The sequence below is a fragment of the Ornithinibacillus scapharcae TW25 genome (assembly GCF_000190475.1).
Lineage (GTDB): Bacteria > Bacillota > Bacilli > Bacillales > Amphibacillaceae > Ornithinibacillus > Ornithinibacillus scapharcae.
On the sequence record NZ_AEWH01000041.1, the window covers coordinates 81,795 to 103,447 of the forward strand.

A 21,653-nucleotide genomic window follows, 5' to 3' on the forward strand; every position below is an offset into this window, starting at 1 on the left:
TGCACTAGGTATTCTGTTAACATTCAAACCAAGGTAGTAGACTAATATAATAATTTAGGCAAACGTTTTCATAAATGTATTTTTATTCTAAGTTACAAAGGAAAAACTATCAAGGGGAAAACCCACAAAGGGGCAAAAAGTTCTATAAAAATTTTACACATAGAGTATTATCAAAACTTAATAAGGATTTTCTCTTCTTCCGCCTCACACCTATACATCTTACGAATAAGATAAGATAAAAAAGGAATGAGATAATTGCCTACCTTCCCTGTTCAAATAATCCCCTTATCGGTTAGTGCTGGTTTACAGAAGAATGTCTATTATCCTCAAGTTATCCATATGCAAAATCAATTACTAGAAAAATCTATCAATCAAGCAATTATAAACGAAACACAAGCTCTAATAAATTTACAAGTGGCTGACATGCCATCTTCGGTAGTGGAAATGCTTGGAACATTTGAATTAAAAAATAATCAACGAGAAGTTTTGAGCCTCTCTCTTACGAATTACACATACCACGATAAGGCAGCACATGGGATGACATATATAAAATCATTAAACTTTGATTTATTAGCCAAGAAGAAACTTGATTTAAAGGATTTATTCAAACAAACCTGGTAGTCCGTATATCGAACGACTATCGGCAATCATCAAAGAACAAATCAAACAACGTGACATCCAACTAATAGAAGATTTTACCGAAATTAGTCCTAACCAGGATTTTTACATTGCTGATAAAAGCTTAGTCATTTATTTCCAACTGTATGAAATAACGCCATATGTTTATGGATTTCCAATGTTTCCAATTTCCGTTTATCAAATTCAAGATATTATTAGGGAAGATGGACCATTAGGGCGTATGGCGGAAAATAATTAACCATTGGAAAGAGTTATGCACTTATCATAAGCATCACTACTCCCAACTACACACTACTAATATGTTAAAATGGATTCTAGAATTCTATTACTGGACGGTGCTAGCTTTGGAGAATGTAAAGTTAAAAGAAATTGATTTATATGAGCCGATTAACAAGTACTTCAAGCGTAAAGGCTATGAAGTCTATGGTGAAGTAAAAGACTGTGATGTTGCAGTTATAAAAGATGATCTGTTAATTATAGTGGAATTAAAATTGAACTTAAGTGTGGACCTACTCATACAAGCTACCAAAAGACAACGGTTGTCCGAGCATGTATATATCGCTATTCCTAGACCGAAAAAGCACAACCCTCGCTCCAAAAAATGGCGGGATACTTGCCACTTAATACGAAGATTAGAATTAGGTCTAATCCTTGTTTCGTTTACAGAAAAGCAAAGAAGAGTGGAAGTTGTCTTGGAGCCAACACCTTTTCATCGTCCAATCAGTGCGGGAAAAGCCAAATACCTTAGACAGGCCATTATAAAAGAAATCAATGGACGTAGTGGAGACTATAATGTTGGTGGTTCTTCTAGAAAACAAATTATGACTGCTTACAGAGAAAGCTGCATTCAAATTGCTAGCTACCTGGAGGAGCATGGGGAACTATCACCAAAAGAATTATTACAACTGGGAACAAATAAGAAAACCCAATCAATTTTAAGTAAAAACTATTATGGATGGTTTGTACGTATTCGAAGAGGCATCTATGCACTCAGCGCAAAAGGTAAACGAGAAATAAAGGAATACCCTGATCTTGTAGCATATTACCGTAAATAGCATCAAAATGTTTTGTATAGTTTTCGATTCTACTTATATCGTAAAAAAAGGGGACTCCAAACAGAGTTCCCTTTGCCTTTATATTGTTTGTAGAGTGCGAAATTTAAACCGCCAAAGCTACTTCTTTTGTTCAAACTACCGCTTTATAGCCCTCAACTTATCCTATTCATTAATTCGTATTGACGAAGCTTTACTTCGAAAAAGGTAAGTGGATCACGATATATTTCTGGCTTTTCTTGTATTATAGCGAGAGAAGTTTGATGTTCCTCCATTTCACCTTGTACTTGCTCTCTAACATAATTAAGTACTTCATAAGAACCGGAGAAAAACTTATTTATATCCCAATCCATCGATCCTTCGAATAATTCTAATTGTTGGATAAATGGCGTTACTATTTCTTGTGTTATTTGATTATAATCCTGGGTCTCAATGTAATTCTTATATTTACTATAGAGCTTCTCTTTGTTTTTGGAAATGGAACCGAGTATTTTTCCTGCTCCTTTTAAGAACAACTGATAAGGGTTATTACGTAACATGACATTTGCATTTTCTAGGTGAATCATTCCTCTAGCAATACGTTCCATATCTCTTTTCCAATCATCTAGCACCTTAAAGTCACCCTCTAATACAATCATCTCTCTCCCATATGGATCATTAAAATCTTCACTGATTTCAGCCAGTCTTACCTGACTATCACTTAACTCTCTTTCACAATCCTTTACCCATACTTGAATGGCATTACTAAATTCCTGCAGCGCAGTTGTTTCCAAGTAAGATTGAAGCTTCCTATTCATCTCATTATTGAGATCAACATGAAGTTTACCAAAGTCACTATCTACATGGATTAATTCAGAACAACTTCGAAGTAGCTCTGACAACGTCCGTAATAAATTTTGAGTGTAATCATTTTTAATGTTTTGGAAGGATGTTCTTATAACTTCTACTTTTTCCTTTTCCAATTTACCTAACTGTTGTTGTATGTCTTGAAGATTTGCAAGTTGCTCTTCGTTCCAACTCACTTTCTCCATTATTTCATTTTCTACTTCTACCTGTTTCTCAATCAGAAATTCTATTGCCTGCTTAATTACATTTCGGATTTTAGAAGGACTTGCCACATCGATGTTATACTCCTCTATCATAGGCAGAATACATTCTGATAATTCTTCTAAGAGGTTTTCTTTCTCTGCCCAATCTTTAATGGATTCAAAGAGCTTAATCCCATCTTCTCTATTGGTTTGGTGGACATTCGAACTTTCAAAACGACTTTCCGCCTCTATGAGCAGCGAAGTATTAAGATCCGATGGAAACATCTCATTCCAAGCCAGAATTGCAGATGAGGAAACTAATGTATCTGAATCAGAGGATAAGCTTAGCCAATTTGTTAAATGAATTTGTACCAGCGTGGATATGTCCCCAATTAGAAACTTTCCGCTAATTAGTTCAAAGTAGGCTTCTGTGTAAAGGCTTGGTAGCTTCTTCCACATATAAGCTTCTTCCACATGATTCTCCATTAGGAAATGGTTAATCTCTCTTAGCCACAACATATAATAGTCGCTCTCTTTATAACTGTTCCACAATACTTCCGTAAAGGTTTCAAATTGTAACTTATCGATATGTAATAAAGACGCTAGTACTTTTTTAAAGTATTCTGGTTCATAATTCCTTGTAAGACCTTGCACCACATACTCTTCTAAAGCTACAAACCATGATAGCGACTCCGTTCGAACTGCCTCCTGCACGGCAAGTTGAATAGCATGGTTCCAATCCTGGATATCTTCGAAAAAGACTTTAGCTATTTCTGTAACACCCGAATAATCTGGATTTAGGCTTACTGCCTGTTGTATCGTATCAACAGCATTCTCATAATCACCTTGTTGAACATACAAAGAAAATAACTGCAGTAGAACTTCTGCATTCAACTCAATTGATTGGGTATCTATTTCTTTATAATATTTCTCTGCATCATCTATTAAGTCCATTTCAAAATGGGCATCAGCAATATTTTTTTGTGCCCAAGGAATGAATTTATCATCTAAGGCTTGTCCCCATTTGTAAATTGCCGCTTCATAATCATGATGCATGAAATATACTTCCCCTTGAGCAAAACGAATCGCTGATAAATTCGGTCGATTTTTTTGCATTTCGTTCATATACATTTTACCTAATATTTCAATTGGATGAATCAGTTCATGTTCTTCAATCAATGTCTGATAAAAAGTTTTATTCATTAATTTTTTTTCAAATGTCATGATAATCCCTCACATGTTTCTATTAGATTGTTTTAGTAGTTCGCGCTCTATCAGGTTATCTTACTAGTACTAGAAGGTTCTAAAATAGTGCTAGCATATAAGTTCATCGTCACTATATTCGGGATTTCTCCTCTGTTTATGGGGGCATAAATAGGAATCACTTTATTGTAAATTATGGAACAATTCACGTAAAAATCTGTACAACTGCCCATTTTTCACTTAATAATTCACCAAATGCCCACTAGGTTGAATACAGTATAGGAAGCTAATAGAGGTGATTGGAATGAAGACTTTATTTAAAGACGGTCCTACAACTAGGAAGCAATTACGTGATAATAAAAGAATGGTATTGGAGAAATTTGAAGCCAGAATGCTTGATAGAAGTAATCCGTTTCCTTGTATTCCTGCGACTATAGGCTTTTCGTTGAATCAATTACGTTATGGTTTCATAGGTGATCCCAGTAGGTTATCAACTGTTAGCGAACTCGCGAATCTATTAAGAGATTACACAGAGAAATCGAATGAATTCGGGGACTACACTTCGCTGATTGTTTTTTTCCAGCTATCAGAAGAGACTAAAAAGACATGCTCAGTTGAGGATTATGAACAATTATTTTGGCATATTCTAAACCAATTAGCTTCTATTGATAAATTAGACTGGCCTAAGGATATCCCTGTAAAACCAGACCATCCAATTTGGGAATTTTGTTTTCACGGAGAGCGATATTTCATGTTTTGTGCAACACCCGCTCATAAGAATCGTCAGAGCAGACATTTTGACACCATGTTGCTTGCCATTACACCAAGATGGGTTTTACAGACGTTTAATAAATCCGAGCATCGAGCAACAAAAATTAAAGAGCGTATACGGAAACGGCTGAAAGCTTTTGATTCTATTGAGGTGCATCCTGATTTAAATAGTTATGGAGAAGATGATAATTATGAATGGAAACAATACTTCTTACATGACGATGACACTACTATACCTAAGTGTCCTTTTCATCGCCTTTTGATATCCCACTATGAAAATTAGGTAAAGTACAGAGGAGTAATAATCAAGGCTTTTTCTTCTAAGGAACATGCTCTTTTGACATATAAAATACTCCCCTTAAGTAAATAGATTTTTTAACCTGTCTACTATAAGGGGAGCATATCAAAATTGCCTAGAGTTTTCTTTTTGTTTGTATAGAGTTAGTGTATAGCTTTTATGTTTTTTATTAGACACACTTAACATCCGTATCCCTAATTATTAATTTCAATTGTATTCGTTAAGCCATCCCAGTTTACTCTTGCTCCGAGTGCTTCACTAATGAATCTTATCGGAACCATTGTAGAGCCGTTTTTAATTTCTGCTGGATATCCTAAACTAATAGAACTTGTAACACCTTTATCATTCACATACGCTTTCTTATTACCAATACTAAAAACAATTTTCTTTCCATCTTTAATTGCAGTAATCTTTTTATTCTTGGAGTCGTAATTTACAGTTGCTCCCAACTCTTCAAATATTGCCCGCATAGGTACTAGGGTAGTACCATTCTTAATATAAGCACTGGGATCATAATATTGCCAGGCACCATTAATATAAATATCTATTGGTTCGACCAAAGGAGTGTAATCAACTTTTGGAGGATTATAGTTTTTGGCACTATTATGATAGTGATACTCGCCGTAGGATAATCCCCACTTACTACAATTTGTCCAACAATAATGTCCACCATTACTATCTGTTCTTCCTGGATGTGCATTTACTATAGGAGTTAAGAACATCATAAACAATGAGAAAACAGTAATTACGATAGATAACTTTTTCATTTTTCATTCTCCTATTCTATAAATAATTGATAATCAATTATATTATAATCTATAAAATAGGAATTTTAATTATAATTTTCCACTTTTATTATATTTTCCACTTTTATTATATTTTTATCTTTACAAGCATTATTATCTATCTATTTAAATAAATATTTCCAAACGTAATAATCCTCCAATGAATAAAAAACATCAACTATTCTTCAAACCCCTATTTTTGTACTTACTTAATTATCTTATATAAGACATTGGAAACCTTACTCTATATAGCCAAAATGAAAAAGAAAAAACAGTAAAACCAACTAAATAACCTCCAATAATATCACTCATGTAATGTTCATTCAGGAACATTTGACCAATACCGCAAAATATAATTATGAATACAAGTAATGTAGAAAGTATAAGCGTATATCTGTTATGATGATAATTCTGCTGGATAAACCATAGGACAAAACCAAAAAGCAATAAACTCTTTACTGCATGCCCACTAGGAAGACTATAAGATACTATATCTTTACCTAGCCCCCAAAAATCTATATACTCCACATCTCCAGGACGTTCCCTTTGCAATAAAATCTTTAAAACAAACGTAATCATAATTCCAGAAGACATTAGAAATAAATATAATATGATTTCAATGACCTTTTTTTGATAAAACAAATATACAAGGATTAATAATGATAAAACCGCTAATATTTCAGTGTCACTTAGCACTGTAAACATTCTCCAGAATACATCCGTTACTGGATTTGAAAGTGAATAAGACCATCCATTTAATAAAAGGTCTATTTCTTTAAATATATTAAGTTGTACTAATAATATAAAAATCACGGTTAATAAAAATAGAACTACGGATAGGTTCTTATATCTCAAATCAATTTCTCCCCCCTTCTTGCAATTTCTTCCTTTTATATATTTTTTAAAAGTTTATCGAAAAAAATATTTTAATATAAGTTCCCATAGTACTTTAATACTCATTTACCTCATAAAAGTTTCAATTTTATTTAATTTTCCTACTTCTTAAGGGCGTTGAACTAGATTTCCATTTAAAATTAGAAAATATGAGAAAAATCAAGAGAACTTCTTGTCTTAAAGATCCTATTCAACAGATAACTTTAAAAAGCTTTGGAATGGAAAATACCGTTATTCTTTTTCTGGATATAGCGAAGACGGGGAAAAACAAAAAATCGCGAAAGTAGTTGATAGAAAGCTTCGTCCTGATGCTTACCTTATCATTTTTGCGGAGGGAAGCTTCGGCGAACGCAGGGGAGAAATTGACAAGGAAGATGTACCGGAAAAGATATTAAATATAATAAATGAGTAGATACGAATAAGGGTAAGCCTGACTAACAGAATCAGGCTTCCTTTTAATCTATTATACCTTCTCATTCCTTGGAAAAAGTGTATAACTGAAGCTAATAATAAAATCTATGACTAAAACTATAGACCAGAGCTGTACGGTACGTAATAATCTTTCTGTTTGTGAATGGTCATTAATATAAAGGATAATCCCCATTAATAATGCCACACCTATAAACCACGACAACAAATGACGGTACCATCCCTCTCGTTCTTTCCTCGCATGCTCTTTTCCAAACTTTTTAACCTTTGCTGGTTGATTCCCATTACCAAATCGGTAATTAAAACGCTCATCTGCCCATCTAATCATTTGATGACCAAATGCCACACTTACGCCAATATAAATTGCTGCTATTCCGTGTATTGTAGTAGCAACAGCACCATTTTTCAAATCATACACAGTTGCGATTAGTAAAACTAAATCAACCAAAGGAGTACAGATTAATAAAATAGTACCTAGTTTCTTTTTCTTGAGGATATACCTAGATGTCAAACCAACTAAAACAAATACCCAAAATCCAATTTCACAGGCGATAATTAACCATCCAATCAAATGAAACACACCTCCAACTTTATTTAACACGTCTGTACTAAAATGGTATCAGAATTGTTTATTTAATACAAGTGTGTTATATTAAAAACATGCCAAAAAAAGTTGATCATCATAAACGAAAAATTCAAATTGCTGAAGCTACATGGAAGGTAATTGTCGACGAAGGTATTGAACAAGCAACGGTAAGAAAAGTTGCTGGCGCTACCGGCCTATCGGTTGGTGCCCTGCGACACTATTTTGCATCACAGTCGGAATTATTACGATTTTCCATGGAACTGGTTTCAGAAAGAGTTATGGAACGTGCAAAAGCTAGAAAATATTCAAAAGGACAGGATCCACTAGAATTTGTAACGGAAGGAGTTTATGAGGTACTCCCTATCGATGAAGAGCGAAAAATAGAGATGGAGGTGTGGCTTGCATTCTCGGCAAAGGTTCTTGTCGATGCAACACTTCGTGAACTGAGCAATAAAGTATATTGTGATATGCATCTAGGATTTAAAAATGTTGTCCTCTCTTTGCAAGCTTTAAACCTTACAAAGGAAAATCTTAATTTAGATATGGAGGTTAATAGGCTTCATGCAATAGTGGATGGTATGGCTATACATCATTTATTAAATCCCGAACAATTTACAAAGGAGAATATAATTCAAACGTTAGCTTATCATCTTCAATCACTTTGTAAATGATCATCCTTCTTAAATCTAACATGCTTATGTAATAAACATTGCCTTTTTAGTGCAACTTAGGGCTTATGTCCCATTACTTTCCCCTTTTTAGTATAAGACTTCCTTCTTCACAAATCGCATTATATTCGTTACCATTAAGGTAACATATATGAAGGGAGAATGTTTTATGTCTAAACGAATTGCAGTACTTGTGACTGATATGGTGGAAGAAATTGAATTGACAGATCCTGTTAAGGCTTATGAAGAAGCTGGTCATACAGCTGAAATTATTAGTGACGAGGCAGGTAAACTAATTAAAGGTAAAAACGGACATGAACTAAAGGCAGATAAAGGAATTGATGAAGTTAATGCTAGCGACTATGACGCATTGTTAGTTCCTGGTGGATTCTCCCCAGACTTACTTCGTATTAATCCCAAAAATGGTGCTTTCGCAAAAGCGTTTATGGAGGCAGAAAAGCCAGTATTCGCAATTTGTCACGGCCCTCAATTCTTAGTTGAAACAGACTTATTAAAAGGAAAAGAATTAACAAGCTTCATTTCTGTTAGAAAAGACTTAGAAAACGCAGGAGCAATTGTAAGAGATGAAGAGGTTGTTGTAGATGGTAATCTCGTTACTAGTAGAACACCTGCTGACCTACCTGCATTCAACCGTGAATCATTAAAATTGCTTAAATAATCTCATTAGAATAAAGACGGTATCTGTGCTGTACAGATACCGTTTTTTTTATTCTTCAATCTATTACAATATGACTTCTTGTACATTGTAATTTATCTAGCAATAATCAAGAAGTTCTATGAAATAAATTTAGAAATATTCATTTTGGATACACGTGTTTCACATGGTATACGCTATTTTCAAACAATGCTATAATAACAATCAAACAAAGGTCGGTACATAAACGATATGTCGGTATTTTTGAGATTAATGACAAAGAAGGTACGTTGATGAACAAATGGTATAAAATCGATAATGCAGGAAAAGTATTTCACGCAGTAACAGAGGCCTCTAACTCTTCTGTGTACCGTGTCTCTGTGTTAATGAAGGAATCTGTAAAAGTAGAATTATTACAAGAAGCATTAGATACAGTAATCAAACGATTTCCAACATTAGCTGTAAAAGTACGTAAAGGAATATTTTGGGACTTTATGGAGGGTAATGAAGAACAACTTAAGGTTCAGAAGGAAACATCCTATCCTTGCCACCCCATTAACCCAAGGGAGAATAATGGGTATTTGTTCAGGGTTTTATACTACAACCATAGAATATCGGTTGAAATATTCCATTCTCTTACTGACGGAACAGGTGCAATTGAGTTTCTTAAAACCTTAATTTATCAATATCTAACATTGAAAAAAGTAGATTTAGTTGTAGACGATGATATATTATTCCCAGATCAAATACCTAGTAAATATGAAATAGAGGATAGCTTTGTAAAATATTATCAGAAATCTAAACACAATCATTTACAGGATAAAGCACCCCGTTCGTTTCAGATTAAAGGAACTCCCTTTGATCCTCCAGGCGTAAATGTCATCCATGGTGTCATTAGCGCTTCAGCTTTAAACCATTTTGCCAAACGAATGGGCGCATCCATAACGGAATTTATAACTGCTTTACTTATTTATGCCATTTATTCTGAAACAATGAAATATGGGATATATAAAGAGAATATTACAATAGCACTGCCTGCTAATCTACGGAAAAAATTTCCTTCTATCACATTAAGAAACTTCTTTTCTGTAATAAATATAAAAGTAGATATCACTGACGAGATTACGTTAAAAGATATTATTCAAACTGTGTCTGATCAATTGAGAAGTAAGACGAACAAAGAACATTTACAGGATGATATCAATCGCCATGTAGTGCTACAAGAAAGCTTAAAAACGAGAATTGTTCCACTTATCGTTAAGTATCAAGCGATGCGCTATGGTTTTAAAAACTTTGGGGAACTGGCTAAGACTCTTACACTTTCTAATTTAGGAAACATTGCAATACCTCCCTCTATGAAGGACTATATCGAAAGTATGGAAGTGGTACTCTATCCAACGAAAAATAGTCCTATCAATTGTGGAGTTTGTTCCATTAACGATCATATGACCATTACATTTGCGCGCTCTATTGTAGAAACTGAAATAATAAGAGCCTTCTTCAGTCAACTTACTAGGTTAACAGGTCTGGACGTGAAGGTCTATTCCAATGACTGGGGGGAGACTACATGAATTACTGCCATAACTGCGGAGTATTGATCGAGCATGTGACATGTCCATTATGTCATCGTAAGGTAGCTAACCCAACAGATACGATAAAGGATAATTTATATCCGGAATACCGAGAAATGGCAATAAAAAAAGGTTATTCATTTATCAGAAGAATAGTGACTTTTATATCTATCGTTATTATCAGTACATGTCTACTAATAAATTTTCTCGTAAGCCCTAACCATCTCTGGGCTCTGTATATTGTAGGAGCCGTGATTTATCTATATGTATCTATCAACCATACAGTCTATTCCTTTGCTCATACTGGGTCCAAAATTGTTGGTCAAGTTATTAGTTTCTCCATCATGGTAATTTTAATTGATATAACATCAGGATTTCAGCGCTGGTCAGTAAATTTTGTTATTCCTTTCTTGATTATTACGGCGACTCTTTTGATAACGATAATTATTTTATTTAAACGGATGCGCTGGCAAGAATATGTAGGGTTTATACTAGCAATGATTGTAATGGGTTTTCTCCCGATTGGCCTTTATATAAGTGGTATTGCTACAACACTTTGGGCATGTGCTATTACTTCCTTATATGCACTGCTTACCCTTATTGGAATGCTAACTTTTTCCAACAAAACATTCAAAGAAGAGTTCGTTCGCCGTTTTCATATTTAAACTAGAGAATCTATTCCTTGCCTTAGGATTGCTTTAATTTCAAGACAATTGTATTCGACTAAAAAGTCATCAAATGCAGAGGGAGGTCCCCTCTGCTTGCAGGACAAGAATAAAAAACCTTGAACCAACTGAATTAATTTTAAAAACCAAAAAGCTTATAAGATAACTATTAAATATTACCGTACCCTTTATCAGCTTATAACTTTTTTATTTTATTTTTTTACTATAAGCCCTCACTCTAAAAAGAATAGGAGTTACAACTATAAAACAACTCCTTGTTTACCCCTGCAAAGATGTGTAGAATCTTAACTATCAGAATATTAATAACAAACATTTTATAGGGGGATTAAAAAATGTCGGAACCAAGTTTAGCTGAGAATTTATCAGAAAAAAAGTTACAAAATTGGAAGAAAATCATCTTCCTAATTGTTGGAGTTTTACTAGCTATTCTTTTAATCGGGGTATTTTTTGTAAACGCATACATAAACAAATCCCTTCCTCAAGTAGAAGGGACTATTGAGATTCCAGGGCTACAAGATGAAGTTATTGTTACAACAGATGAACATGGTGTTCCCCATATCCAAGCTAGCAATGACCATGATTTATACATGGCTCAGGGGTATATGCAAGCACAAAATCGGATATTCCAAATGGAGTTATCAAGGAGACAAGCATCTGGAACATTAAGCGAAGTAGTTGGGGAATCCACAATTAACCAAGATAAATATTTTCGCACCCTAGGGTTAAGACGGGCTGCGGAGAAGTCGTATCAAATATATTCAGACGAGAGTAAACAAATCCTGCAATGGTTTGCAGACGGTGTAAATACATATATCAATCAAGCAAAAGAATCCAATTCATTACCAATTGAATTTACCCTTATAGGCAGTGAGCCCGCTGAGTGGACACCGATTGATTCATTAACCATTGGGAAATTCATGGCTTTTGACCTTGGGGGCCATTGGGAAAGGCAGGCGTTTAATTACTACGTACTTAATGAATTCAATGAGGAAAAAGCATATGAATTATTCCCCGTTTATCCTGAAACCAAACCAACCATTATTCAAGAAGATGAGATTGTTGATGTAGCATCCAGCTTTGAAAAAGCGGTTATCCCACATCCATTTAATGGAAGTAATAACTGGGTTGTAAGTGGGGAGAAAACACAGTCAGGTATGCCGCTTCTTGCAGATGACCCACATCTCGGTTTGGCAACACCTTCCATTTGGATGCAAATGCATCTTCAGACAGATGAATTAAATGTTAGTGGGGTAATTTTCGCGGGTGTTCCTGGGATTATTCTTGGACATAATGATTATATCGCTTGGGGAGTCACCAACACCGGACCTGATGTTCAACAACTATACCTAGAAAAGCAAAATCCAGATAACCCAAATGAGTATCTATTTGACGAGGAATGGGAAGAAGCAACGATTATTGAGGAACCAATAAAAGTAAAAGATGGCGAAACGATAGACTATCAAGTCGTTGAAACAAGGCATGGACCAATTGTATCAGAGTTTGCTGAGAATAGTGGAAAGAATACCGTTATGTCATTACGTTGGACCGCATTGGATGCAACAACAGAGCTCGAAGCCATTCTAGAGATGAACCAGGCAAAAAACTGGAAAGAGTTTGAGAAGGGATTAGAGAAATTCCTCGTTCCAGCACAAAATTTTGTTTTTGCATCTAAAGACGGAACGATTGCCTATAAAGCAAATGGTAAAATACCAATCTACGAAAATAGTGAGGACGCGTTAATACCGCTTCCTGGCTGGGATCCAACTTATATATTAAATGAGTACATCCCTTTCGATGAATTACCTAAGGTCGTGAATCCGAAAAAAGGCTATATCGCAACAGCGAACAATAAAGTAGCAGGTAATGAGTATCCATATCATATTAGTAATGTTTGGGCACAGCCTTATCGATACGAAAGAATTGCAGAGGTATTAGAGGCTAATGACACGTTAACAAAAGAAGATATGATGGCACTTCAAATGGACCAAACCAATTTACAAGCGAGAGAATTTGTGCCGATGTTCTTAGATATGCTAAAGGATTCAAAATTAAGTAAATACGAAGCACAAGCACTATCACTTCTAACGGAATGGGATTATGTTGATAATGTGGATGCAGTACAGCCATTAATCTTCCATCATTGGATAAATTCAATTGAAGACATTCTGTATAACGAATTACCGGATGGTGTTATGGATTTATTCAATAGCCGTGGTCAAACAACCGACGAACTACTTCGTAAGGCGGCCAGTGGTGAAGGATCCATATGGGTTGATGAAAATGGAGGTCTGGAAAGCGTACTTCATGTATCGTTACAGCAAACAATTGAGAAGCTTACCGAGTCGTATGGTGAGGACATGGATACTTGGAAGTGGGGCGATTATCATCAAGTCCAGTTTCATCACCCATTATCAGCGGTTCATCCTGTATTAGCTTACTTCTTTAATAACGGAGATCCAGTTCCAGTTGGTGGAAGTAATGTAACGCCTATGGCTGCCGCTTTCGAAACAGAAACCGGTGAGGTAGATCATGGTGCATCATGGCGTTTCGTTATTGACATGGAAGATCCAACGACTGGTTACCATATCGTTGGTCCAGGTCAAGAAGGTCATTTCCGAAGTGACTGGTACCATAACCAAATTGATGACTGGGTGGAAGGAATTTACCATGAAACAAAGCTTATTCCTGAAAATGGGAAAGTATTACATTTAGTACCATGAAGAAAAGACGGTTCTCCTGTTTCAGAAATATTGAAACAAGAGACCGTCCTTTCTACTTGATTACCATTATTTTGAGACTAATTCCAATTCAACAGGAATAAATTCTTCAACAGCTTCGTCTTTCACTATTTTACCTGCAGCATCAATAGCGTACTCACCAATTAATGCTGGTTGTTGTGCTATCGTTGCATGTAGCCTACCTTCTTCTACCGCAGAAATAGCGTCGTCAGTTGCATCGAAACCAACAACAACTACATCTTCAAGCAATCCTTTTGCTTCTAATGCCTCTAATGCACCAAGTGCCATTTCATCATTATGAGCAAAAACAGCATTTATATCACTTACGCCTTGGATAATATTCTCCATTACAGTTAATCCTTCTGTACGATCAAAATTGGCTGTTTGGTTTGCAACTACTTCAATTCCATCTATTCCATCCACAATATTATGGAATCCTTCTCCACGTTCACGAGTTGCAGATGCACCTGGGATTCCTTCAAGTTCTACTACATTTCCTGCATCGCCAAGTTTTTCAGCGATAAACTTTCCTGCCATTTCTCCACCAGCTACATTATCTGAAGCAATGTGTGTTACAACTTCTCCACCATTTGCACTTCTATCTACAGTAACTACTGGTACACCAGCCTCATTTGCTAACTCTACAGCAGAAACAATTGCATCAGAATCAACCGGATTTACTAATAATACGTCAATATCTTGTTGTAATAAATCTTCAATATCACTAAGCTGTGTTGAGGGATCATCTTGTGCATCTGAAACTACTAGCTCATAGCCTGCTTCATCTGCAGCTTCTTGTGCACCATCACGCAGTGTTACAAAGAACGGGTTATTTAAAGTCGATACGGATAGTCCGATTTTCACATCGCTATCACTATTCCCTTCTGTTCCCGCTTTTTTATCGGCTGAATCCTTTGATCCGGGTGCTTCTGTTGAACATGCTGCTAACACGACTAATAAAATTGAAACAAGACCTACTTTTTTGAGTAGATTTAACATATTTATTTCCTCCTCTGAGATATTATTTATATTTTAGGATGCTTGCACATCCGTAATACCACTATTTAGAGCGTCTATCTAACAGAACAGCTAGTAGGATTATTGCCCCTTTTACAATCTGTTGATAGAAGGAAGATACATTTAATAGATTTAAACCATTATCGATTACACCTATGATAAGAGCACCAACTAAAGTACCAACGATTTTCCCTTTACCACCTGCTAGGCTTGTACCACCTATTACAACAGCAGCAATCGCATCAAGTTCAAAACTAGCACCTGCAGTCGGTTGTGCGGAATTTAATCGACTTGTTAAAATGATTCCTGCAAGTACAGAGAGCATCCCTGTTATAGAGTACACCCAAATTTTCACTCGATCCGCTTTAATACCAGATAAAATAGAAGCCTCTTCATTACCACCAATCGCATATACTTGCCGTCCGAGTACTGTTTTTTTCAAGATGAAGTATAGGATCGCAAATGCAATCAACATCAGGATTACTGGAAACGGTATACCAAATATATATCCCTTCCCAATCATTTCAAATGCAAAGCTATCCGAAAGACCAGTTATCGGACGACCTTCCGTATAAACCAATGTAATTCCACGATAAATTGTCATGGTAGCTAAGGTTGCAATAAATGGTGCTACTTTCCCTTTCGTGATAATTAATCCATTTATAGCCCCAAGTGCTAGCCCAATTAAAAGACCAATTAGCACCGCTAAAACAGGATCCATACCACTCGTTAATAGGCCTGCTGTTAATGCGCTTCCAAGTGCTAGAATGGATCCCACTGATAAGTCGATACCTGCAGTTAAAATAACAAATGTCATCCCAAACGCAATTAAAGCGTTAATAGAGATTTGTCGTAACAAGTTTAGTAAATTATCAAGTGTAAAAAAGCTATCACTCATAATTCCTAGAATTATAGAGAATATAATCAAACCAATAAAAGGACCAATGATGGAGATGTTATTCGATATAAATCGCTTCATTATCTATTCCCCCCTGTTGCAGCAAACATTATTTTCTCCTGGTCAGCTTCATCACGATTGATAAAGGCAGTGACTTTCCCCTCATGTAACACCATTATTCGGTCACTTACCCCCAAAACTTCCGGCAATTCAGATGAAACCATAATGACTGCTACACCAATTTCTGTTAGTTCATTCATAATTGTATAGATCTCTTTCTTAGCTCCAATATCGACCCCCCTAGTAGGTTCATCTAATATAAGAACTTTAGGTTTTATTCCTAACCATTTTGCGATAACTACTTTCTGTTGGTTACCACCACTCAGCGATTTTACTTCTTGGTTTTTCCCTGTAGTGCGCACATGAAGTCGATTAATTAATTCTTCTACTAATTCGTTTTCTCTTTTATTCGAAATAACACCATTTTGGGAAATAGTTTTTAAGTTTGCTAATGCTATATTTTCACTTATCGAAGACCCTAAGATAAGTCCTTTCATTTTTCGATCCTCTGTTATGAAACCAATCCCCGCTTTGATTAAATCACTTGGATGTCCATTCCTTAATGTTTTCCCATCCAGTTTTATGATACCGCTTTCTTTTTTCCGATAACCAAAAATCGTTTCCATTACTTCTGTACGACCAGCTCCCATTAAACCTGCTACCCCGAGAATTTCACCTTCACGTACTTGGAAGCTAACATTCTTAAATGTTCCATCCTTACTAGTTAAGTTTTCAACTTCTAGAACAACATTGCCAATCTGATTGCTCTTCGTTGGGTAACGTTCTCCTAACTCCCGTCCCACCATCATCTTTACGACTTTCTCAAATGATGTCTCACGAATATTCTCTGTTCCAATAAACTCGCCATCTCGTAAAATAGTAATCCGATCACAAATTTGAAAGATTTCTTCCATTCTATGAGATATATAGACGAAGCTAACTCCACGTTCTTTTAAATCATTTACAACAGAAAATAAACTCTCTATTTCGCGGTCTGTAAGTGCTGCAGTAGGTTCATCCATAATGATTAACTCAGCATTGGTTGCTAATGCTCTAGCAATTTCGACCATCTGCTGCTTTCCAACCGATAATTCTCCTGCAATATCATCCGGTGAAATATTTATTACCCCTAATTTTTGCAAGCTTTCCTCTGTTAGTGATTTCATTTTCTTATGATTTAATATCCCGGTTCGACCGTACTTTATTTCTTTCCCAAGAAACATATTCTGGGCAACAGTTAAGTTAGGGATGATATTTAATTCCTGATGGATTACAACAATACCTTTCGCTTCTGCTTGCTTAGGGTTAATAAATTGAACTTCCTCACCATTTACTCTAATCTCACCTGCATCCCTGTCATGAATACCAGTTAAAACCTTAACTAGTGTTGATTTTCCTGCCCCATTTTCACCCATCAACGCATGGATTTCGCCCTTATTTACATTAAATTGAACATTATGCAAAACCTGGTTACCAGAAAATGATTTATCTATCCCAACCATCTCTACTAAAGGCGTTATCGCCATATCACCACTCCTTTCTGTTTCTAGAAAATTTCGCATTCGATCGTTCTTATGAGATTATCCTAACTTCTTCGTGCAAGTGAGAAGGATTATGATTCTTTCCTATCTGCAAATAAAACACCCGCTTGAAGGATTACATTTGCATATGGAGTTGCTTCACCAGTACGAATAATTGCCTTTGTCTCGCTAAGGATTTTTTTCAAAACTTCATGCGAAACATAATCAAATGGAATTTCAGAATAATCCTTGCGAAGCTTTGCGTGTAACATACTGTTGTGCCCTTTTATCTCCTGAGCGAATGTCATTTTTTCTATTATCATGTCCTCGCATATAATATCCAGTACTGTTATAAAACTTGGAACGCCAATTTTTAAAGACAAGTCAATACACGGAACATGATCTGGAATTGGAAGCCCACAATCTGCTATAACAATAGTATCTGTATGTCCAATTCGAGCAAGAACGGTTGCGATATCTCGGTTTAAAATTCCTGTCTTTTTCATTTTAAATACTCCTCTCCTGTAAAAAATTCTCTACTTGTTGAGCTGTTGGCATGCCACCCTGTGCCCCAAATTTAGTTACAGATAATGCTGCTGCTGCGTTTGCAAATTGAATAGCTTCTTCTATCGATGATCCCAATGCAATCCTTGTTGCAAAAGCGCCATTAAAAGTATCTCCTGCCCCAGTAGTATCTTCTACATCAACTTGAAATGCTGGTACCACATCTTCTGCTCCATCTTTATAGAAATTAACACCCGCTGAACCTTTTGTAATGATTACCTTCTCCTTTATAGCATCAAGTCTATAATCATTCTTCATTTCCTCTACCTCTAACTCATTTGGAGTTAGATAAGTAGTCATATCAACTACATTCCTTGGTAATTTTTGATAAGGTGCTGGATTTATAACGACTGGAATATGATTCTCCTTACATAGATGTGTCGTATATTCTACTGTTTCCAACGGAATTTCTAATTGAAGTAGCACGACATCGCTATGCATAATTAACTCTTTATATCTTTCTACTAATGCTGGAGAAACGTGATAATTAGCACCAGGCGTGACAATAATACGATTGTCATTATCGGACACGAGAATAGTAGCAATTCCAGTAGAGACATCTTTTTCAATACTAATACCATGTGTATTTATTCCTTCAATTTTTAGGGTATCCAGTAAGCTAGTTCCAAACGCATCATCACCAAGTGCCCCTATCAAATTAACCTTTGCTCCTAGCCTTGCTGCGGCAACAGCTTGATTAGCACCCTTTCCACCGGGAAGTGTTGAAAAGCTTTCTCCTAAAATTGTCTCGCCCTTGTTAGGTATTTTTTTAGTTGTTACCGTTAAATCCATATTAATGCTTCCTATCACGGTAACCACCGGAGTTTTATTCAAAGCTAGTTCCTCCTTTTTTCTTCGTTGAATCTCGCTCGATTAGGGTAACATCAAATTGTTCGTGCTGAACGCTAATGCTCTTTTCATTAATTTGTTGGATTAGTAGTTCTGCTGCCCGTGTACCCATCTCATAGATGGGTTGTTTCATGGTAGTGATAGATGGTGTAATCTGTTCACCTAAGGATATACCATCAAAACCGATAATGGATATGTCTTTCGGCACTATTAGTCCAAGCTCCTGTGTCGCTTTCAAAGCAGCTACTCCCATTAAGTCATTTGCTACAAATATCCCATCAATTTCAGGGTGATTGGTTAAAAGCCTTTTCGTGGCATCCATAGCTGTTTCATACTGATAATCACCAGACACCACATAACTAGATAATAGCCAGCCCTCATTTTTTACTTCATCCATATACCCACTTAAGCGCTCCTTTGAGTTACTAACGTTTTCCGGACCACATATATGTGCTATTCGCTTGCAACCCTTGGCTTTTAAATACTTTACCGCTTGTCTGGCACCTTCTCTATTGTTAACTGTAATCGACGAAATTTTAGTACTTACAATACGGTCTAAAGCCACTATAGGTATACTCACTTCATTTAATCTCTCCTCAGAGATTTTACTAGAAACGATAATAATCCCATCAACAGACTTCTGTTGAAGAGCGTATATATAATGCATTTCCTTTTCCAAATCATCATCGGTATTGCACAGTACAAATGTATAATCATTTTGTTTCGTAAAGTCCTCTACCGCCCTAGCTAGTTCAGGAAAATATGGATTCATTATGTCGGGAACTAATAATGCTATCATTTGTGAGCGGCCGTTAAATAAACTTCTAGCTACATTGTTAGGACGATAGTTTAATTCCGAGATTGCTTGTTCAACACGTTGCCTGGTTTCTAAATTCACATAACCACTATCATTTAACACACGTGAAACCGTGGCCACAGAAACACCCGCAAGTTTTGCAACATCTTTTATAGTAGGCATCAAAATCAACCGCCTTTTCTTTATAACATGCAATATGTAACGGGTTACATCATAGGTTTATAAAAACACAAATCAACTTTATATTGATTTGTGTAACCCGTTACATATATAGTAAAATGCTTTCATTACGATGTCAATTACTTTTTCTTGTAATGTAATATTTATCAGCCTTCCTAGCTTTTAACGGATTAATCAAAAAAAGGAGATGGTAGGTACCATCTCCCTTAAATATTCCGTATTAAGATTATATCGTCTTAGCTTTCTCTTTTATTTTTATAAAGAATTCACAAAAGCCTCTAATTCTTCCGTAGTTTGTGGTACTTCCACTTCCCCGTTAAGAATCTTTTCCTCCCATTCTTGAACAGCAGAAATAATCTCTTCTGTCATCGCTTCATTTGTTTCAGCAATAGCGATCGCATTTTCTTCAATACCATATTGTAATACTTCACCTGCAGGGAATTCCCCATTCATCCCTTTATTGATAACATCTTGTACAGCTACATCTACTCGTTTAACCATCGAAGTTAAGGTTACATTATGCTCCCCAATTTGCCCTTCTTCGTACTGGTCACGGTCTACCCCAATAACCCAAATCTCACGTTCAGGATTATTTTGTTTAATGTCTTTAGCTTGGTTAAATACACCATTACCTGTTCCACCAGAAGCATGATAAATTACATCTACACCCGAATCGTACATATTAGCCGCAATTATTTTACCTTTTGCAGGATCTGTAAAGGATTCAGCATATTGAACATCTACTTCAATCTCAGGATTCACGGACTTCACACCCGCAATAAATCCAGATTCAAATTTGGTAATTAAAGGAGATTCGATACCACCTACAAAACCTACTTTATTCGTTTTCGTTTTCAAAGCAGCCACTACCCCTGTAAGAAATGAGCCTTGATCTTCTTTAAACGTAATACTTGCAGCATTTGGAGCGTCAACGACTTCATCTATAATAGCAAAGTTATTATCTTTATATTGTTCTGCTGCTGTTTGTAGGTCTTCTTTTAATTTAAACCCAACACCAAAAATAAGATCATATTCGTCACGAACAAAACGAGTTATATTAGGCATATATTCGGCAGTTTCATTTGATTGTGCATAATCAAAACCTTCACCCTTGGATAATCCGTTACTTTCTCCCCAAGCTTTAATACCTTCCCATGCTGATTGGTTAAACGATTTATCATCTACGCCACCTTCATCTGTCACCATAGAAACTTTATAATCTGATCCACCTTTAGATGCCGTATCCCCATTATTATCTTTTCCAGAATCGCCTTCTTCCTTCGCTCCACCACATGCTGCTAGGAACAAGCCTAGAATAAGAATTAAAGTGAAAAGTAAAAATGTACGTTTTTTCATTGATAGTCCTCCTATATCTTGTTGCTAAGATTAGTTTATCCAATTCGTTCATATTACACTAAATAGATATTTGTTAAGCCCTGTACAAACAAGAATCAATTCCTCTATACGCCTCCTTTTCTCATCGTTATTACTCTTTTTCATATAATCCCATAGAAAAAAGCTCGAAGTACATGCTACTATGTAAAAGCATGTATTTCGAGCTCTATTAGACTGAAATAAGAAAAACATCTATTAATAACACGACTTATCGCAATATTTCTCTATAATCGATGTCTGACTGTTCACTATCATAGGATAGTAAAATAGAAGTTATCCGTACTAGCTTTCCATAGTCAGTTTATTTACGGTAAACTGGTAGAAACTTGTAGGCCATATCCCTACTATTA

At 35.8% G+C, this 21,653-nt stretch carries 20 protein-coding genes, 1 pseudogene and 1 riboswitch; of the genes and pseudogenes, 10 read left to right on the top strand and 11 right to left on the bottom strand.

The genetic code is table 11. From position 1 onward, the window contains the following. Positions 1–255: 255 nt before the first annotated feature. The 3 genes from G5W_RS24670 (at position 256) to G5W_RS0110250 (ending at position 1,694) form a co-directional block, all read left to right on the top strand. On the top strand, positions 256–621 hold the full coding sequence (locus tag G5W_RS24670) for a PdaC/SigV domain-containing protein (RefSeq protein ID WP_010096402.1): 366 nt from the start codon (positions 256–258) through the stop codon (positions 619–621). A gap of 40 nt (positions 622–661) precedes the next feature. Further along, on the top strand, positions 662–877 hold the full coding sequence (locus G5W_RS24675; protein WP_337445661.1) for an RsiV family protein: 216 nt from the start codon (positions 662–664) through the stop codon (positions 875–877). A 97-nt stretch (positions 878–974) separates the two neighbouring features. Further along, entirely contained in the window at positions 975–1,694 is a 720-nt protein-coding gene (locus G5W_RS0110250) for a DUF2161 domain-containing phosphodiesterase (protein ID WP_420178340.1), read from the top strand. Positions 1,695–1,846: 152 nt separating this feature from the next. On the opposite strand, the gene G5W_RS0110255 is transcribed toward G5W_RS0110250, so the two are convergent. Beyond that, positions 1,847–3,943 carry a tetratricopeptide repeat protein gene (locus G5W_RS0110255; RefSeq protein ID WP_010096406.1) on the bottom strand — a complete coding sequence of 699 codons (2,097 nt, stop codon included), beginning with the start codon at positions 3,941–3,943 and terminating at the stop codon, positions 1,847–1,849. Between the two features lie 283 nt (positions 3,944–4,226). On the opposite strand from G5W_RS0110255, the gene G5W_RS0110260 reads away from it, so the two are divergent. Beyond that, positions 4,227–4,976 carry a YqcI/YcgG family protein gene (locus G5W_RS0110260; RefSeq protein ID WP_033445654.1) on the top strand — a complete coding sequence of 250 codons (750 nt, stop codon included), beginning with the start codon at positions 4,227–4,229 and terminating at the stop codon, positions 4,974–4,976. Between the two features lie 209 nt (positions 4,977–5,185). Here the strand turns inward: G5W_RS0110260 and G5W_RS0110265 are convergent, their stop codons facing one another. Continuing rightward, a complete protein-coding gene (locus G5W_RS0110265) occupies positions 5,186–5,716 on the bottom strand; it encodes a copper amine oxidase N-terminal domain-containing protein (RefSeq protein ID WP_420178341.1) in 531 nt (176 codons plus the stop codon). A gap of 273 nt (positions 5,717–5,989) precedes the next feature. Continuing rightward, the gene (locus G5W_RS0110270) at positions 5,990–6,631 is read right to left on the bottom strand and encodes a phosphatase PAP2 family protein (protein ID WP_010096412.1); all 642 of its coding nucleotides are present in this window, start codon (positions 6,629–6,631) and stop codon (positions 5,990–5,992) included. A gap of 265 nt (positions 6,632–6,896) precedes the next feature. Between G5W_RS0110270 and G5W_RS24860 the strand changes: the two are divergent. Further along, positions 6,897–7,082: pseudogene (locus G5W_RS24860) on the top strand (DUF1093 domain-containing protein); the annotation flags it as partial. Positions 7,083–7,133: 51 nt separating this feature from the next. On the opposite strand, the gene G5W_RS0110275 reads toward G5W_RS24860, so the two are convergent. Continuing rightward, positions 7,134–7,670 carry a 2TM domain-containing protein gene (locus G5W_RS0110275; protein WP_010096413.1) on the bottom strand — a complete coding sequence of 179 codons (537 nt, stop codon included), beginning with the start codon at positions 7,668–7,670 and terminating at the stop codon, positions 7,134–7,136. An 89-nt stretch (positions 7,671–7,759) separates the two neighbouring features. Here G5W_RS0110275 and G5W_RS0110280 point away from each other — a divergent pair, with 89 nt between their 5' ends. The 5 genes from G5W_RS0110280 to G5W_RS0110300 all read left to right on the top strand — a co-directional run bounded on the left by G5W_RS0110280 (position 7,760) and on the right by G5W_RS0110300 (position 13,985). Then, positions 7,760–8,356: a TetR/AcrR family transcriptional regulator gene (locus G5W_RS0110280; protein WP_010096414.1), complete on the top strand. Its 597-nt coding sequence runs from the start codon at positions 7,760–7,762 to the stop codon at positions 8,354–8,356. Between the two features lie 166 nt (positions 8,357–8,522). Continuing rightward, the gene (locus G5W_RS0110285) at positions 8,523–9,032 is read left to right on the top strand and encodes a type 1 glutamine amidotransferase domain-containing protein (RefSeq protein WP_010096416.1); all 510 of its coding nucleotides are present in this window, start codon (positions 8,523–8,525) and stop codon (positions 9,030–9,032) included. 269 nt (positions 9,033–9,301) lie between these two features. Next, positions 9,302–10,579 carry a condensation domain-containing protein gene (locus G5W_RS0110290; RefSeq protein WP_010096417.1) on the top strand — a complete coding sequence of 426 codons (1,278 nt, stop codon included), beginning with the start codon at positions 9,302–9,304 and terminating at the stop codon, positions 10,577–10,579. Next, a complete protein-coding gene (locus G5W_RS0110295) occupies positions 10,576–11,244 on the top strand; it encodes a DUF6320 domain-containing protein (RefSeq protein WP_010096418.1) in 669 nt (222 codons plus the stop codon). Before G5W_RS0110290 ends, G5W_RS0110295 begins: the two co-directional genes overlap by 4 nt. A 353-nt stretch (positions 11,245–11,597) precedes the next feature. Then, positions 11,598–13,985 carry a penicillin acylase family protein gene (locus G5W_RS0110300; protein ID WP_010096419.1) on the top strand — a complete coding sequence of 796 codons (2,388 nt, stop codon included), beginning with the start codon at positions 11,598–11,600 and terminating at the stop codon, positions 13,983–13,985. 66 nt (positions 13,986–14,051) lie between these two features. Here the strand turns inward: G5W_RS0110300 and rbsB are convergent, their stop codons facing one another. From rbsB to G5W_RS0110335, 7 genes are all read right to left on the bottom strand, one after another. Next, positions 14,052–15,002 (bottom strand): ribose ABC transporter substrate-binding protein RbsB, encoded by a 951-nt coding sequence (gene rbsB, locus G5W_RS0110305; RefSeq protein WP_010096421.1) that lies wholly within the window; start codon positions 15,000–15,002, stop codon positions 14,052–14,054. Positions 15,003–15,063: 61 nt separating this feature from the next. Continuing rightward, the gene (locus G5W_RS0110310) at positions 15,064–15,999 is read right to left on the bottom strand and encodes an ABC transporter permease subunit (protein WP_010096423.1); all 936 of its coding nucleotides are present in this window, start codon (positions 15,997–15,999) and stop codon (positions 15,064–15,066) included. Beyond that, entirely contained in the window at positions 15,999–17,504 is a 1,506-nt protein-coding gene (locus tag G5W_RS0110315; protein ID WP_010096425.1) for a sugar ABC transporter ATP-binding protein, read from the bottom strand. The genes G5W_RS0110310 and G5W_RS0110315 overlap by 1 nt, the downstream gene beginning before the upstream one ends. An 86-nt stretch (positions 17,505–17,590) precedes the next feature. Further along, a complete protein-coding gene (rbsD, locus tag G5W_RS0110320; RefSeq protein WP_010096426.1) occupies positions 17,591–18,004 on the bottom strand; it encodes a D-ribose pyranase in 414 nt (137 codons plus the stop codon). 1 nt (position 18,005) lies between these two features. Continuing rightward, complete coding sequence (rbsK, locus tag G5W_RS0110325) at positions 18,006–18,896, bottom strand: ribokinase (RefSeq protein WP_010096428.1); 891 nt, start codon at positions 18,894–18,896, stop codon at positions 18,006–18,008. Beyond that, on the bottom strand, positions 18,889–19,890 hold the full coding sequence (locus G5W_RS0110330; RefSeq protein WP_010096430.1) for a LacI family DNA-binding transcriptional regulator: 1,002 nt from the start codon (positions 19,888–19,890) through the stop codon (positions 18,889–18,891). The genes rbsK and G5W_RS0110330 overlap by 8 nt, the downstream gene beginning before the upstream one ends. Positions 19,891–20,163: 273 nt before the next feature. After that, positions 20,164–21,264 carry a BMP family lipoprotein gene (locus G5W_RS0110335; RefSeq protein WP_010096432.1) on the bottom strand — a complete coding sequence of 367 codons (1,101 nt, stop codon included), beginning with the start codon at positions 21,262–21,264 and terminating at the stop codon, positions 20,164–20,166. Between the two features lie 312 nt (positions 21,265–21,576). Next, a riboswitch (purine riboswitch) is annotated at positions 21,577–21,653 on the bottom strand. This riboswitch is flagged as partial in the annotation.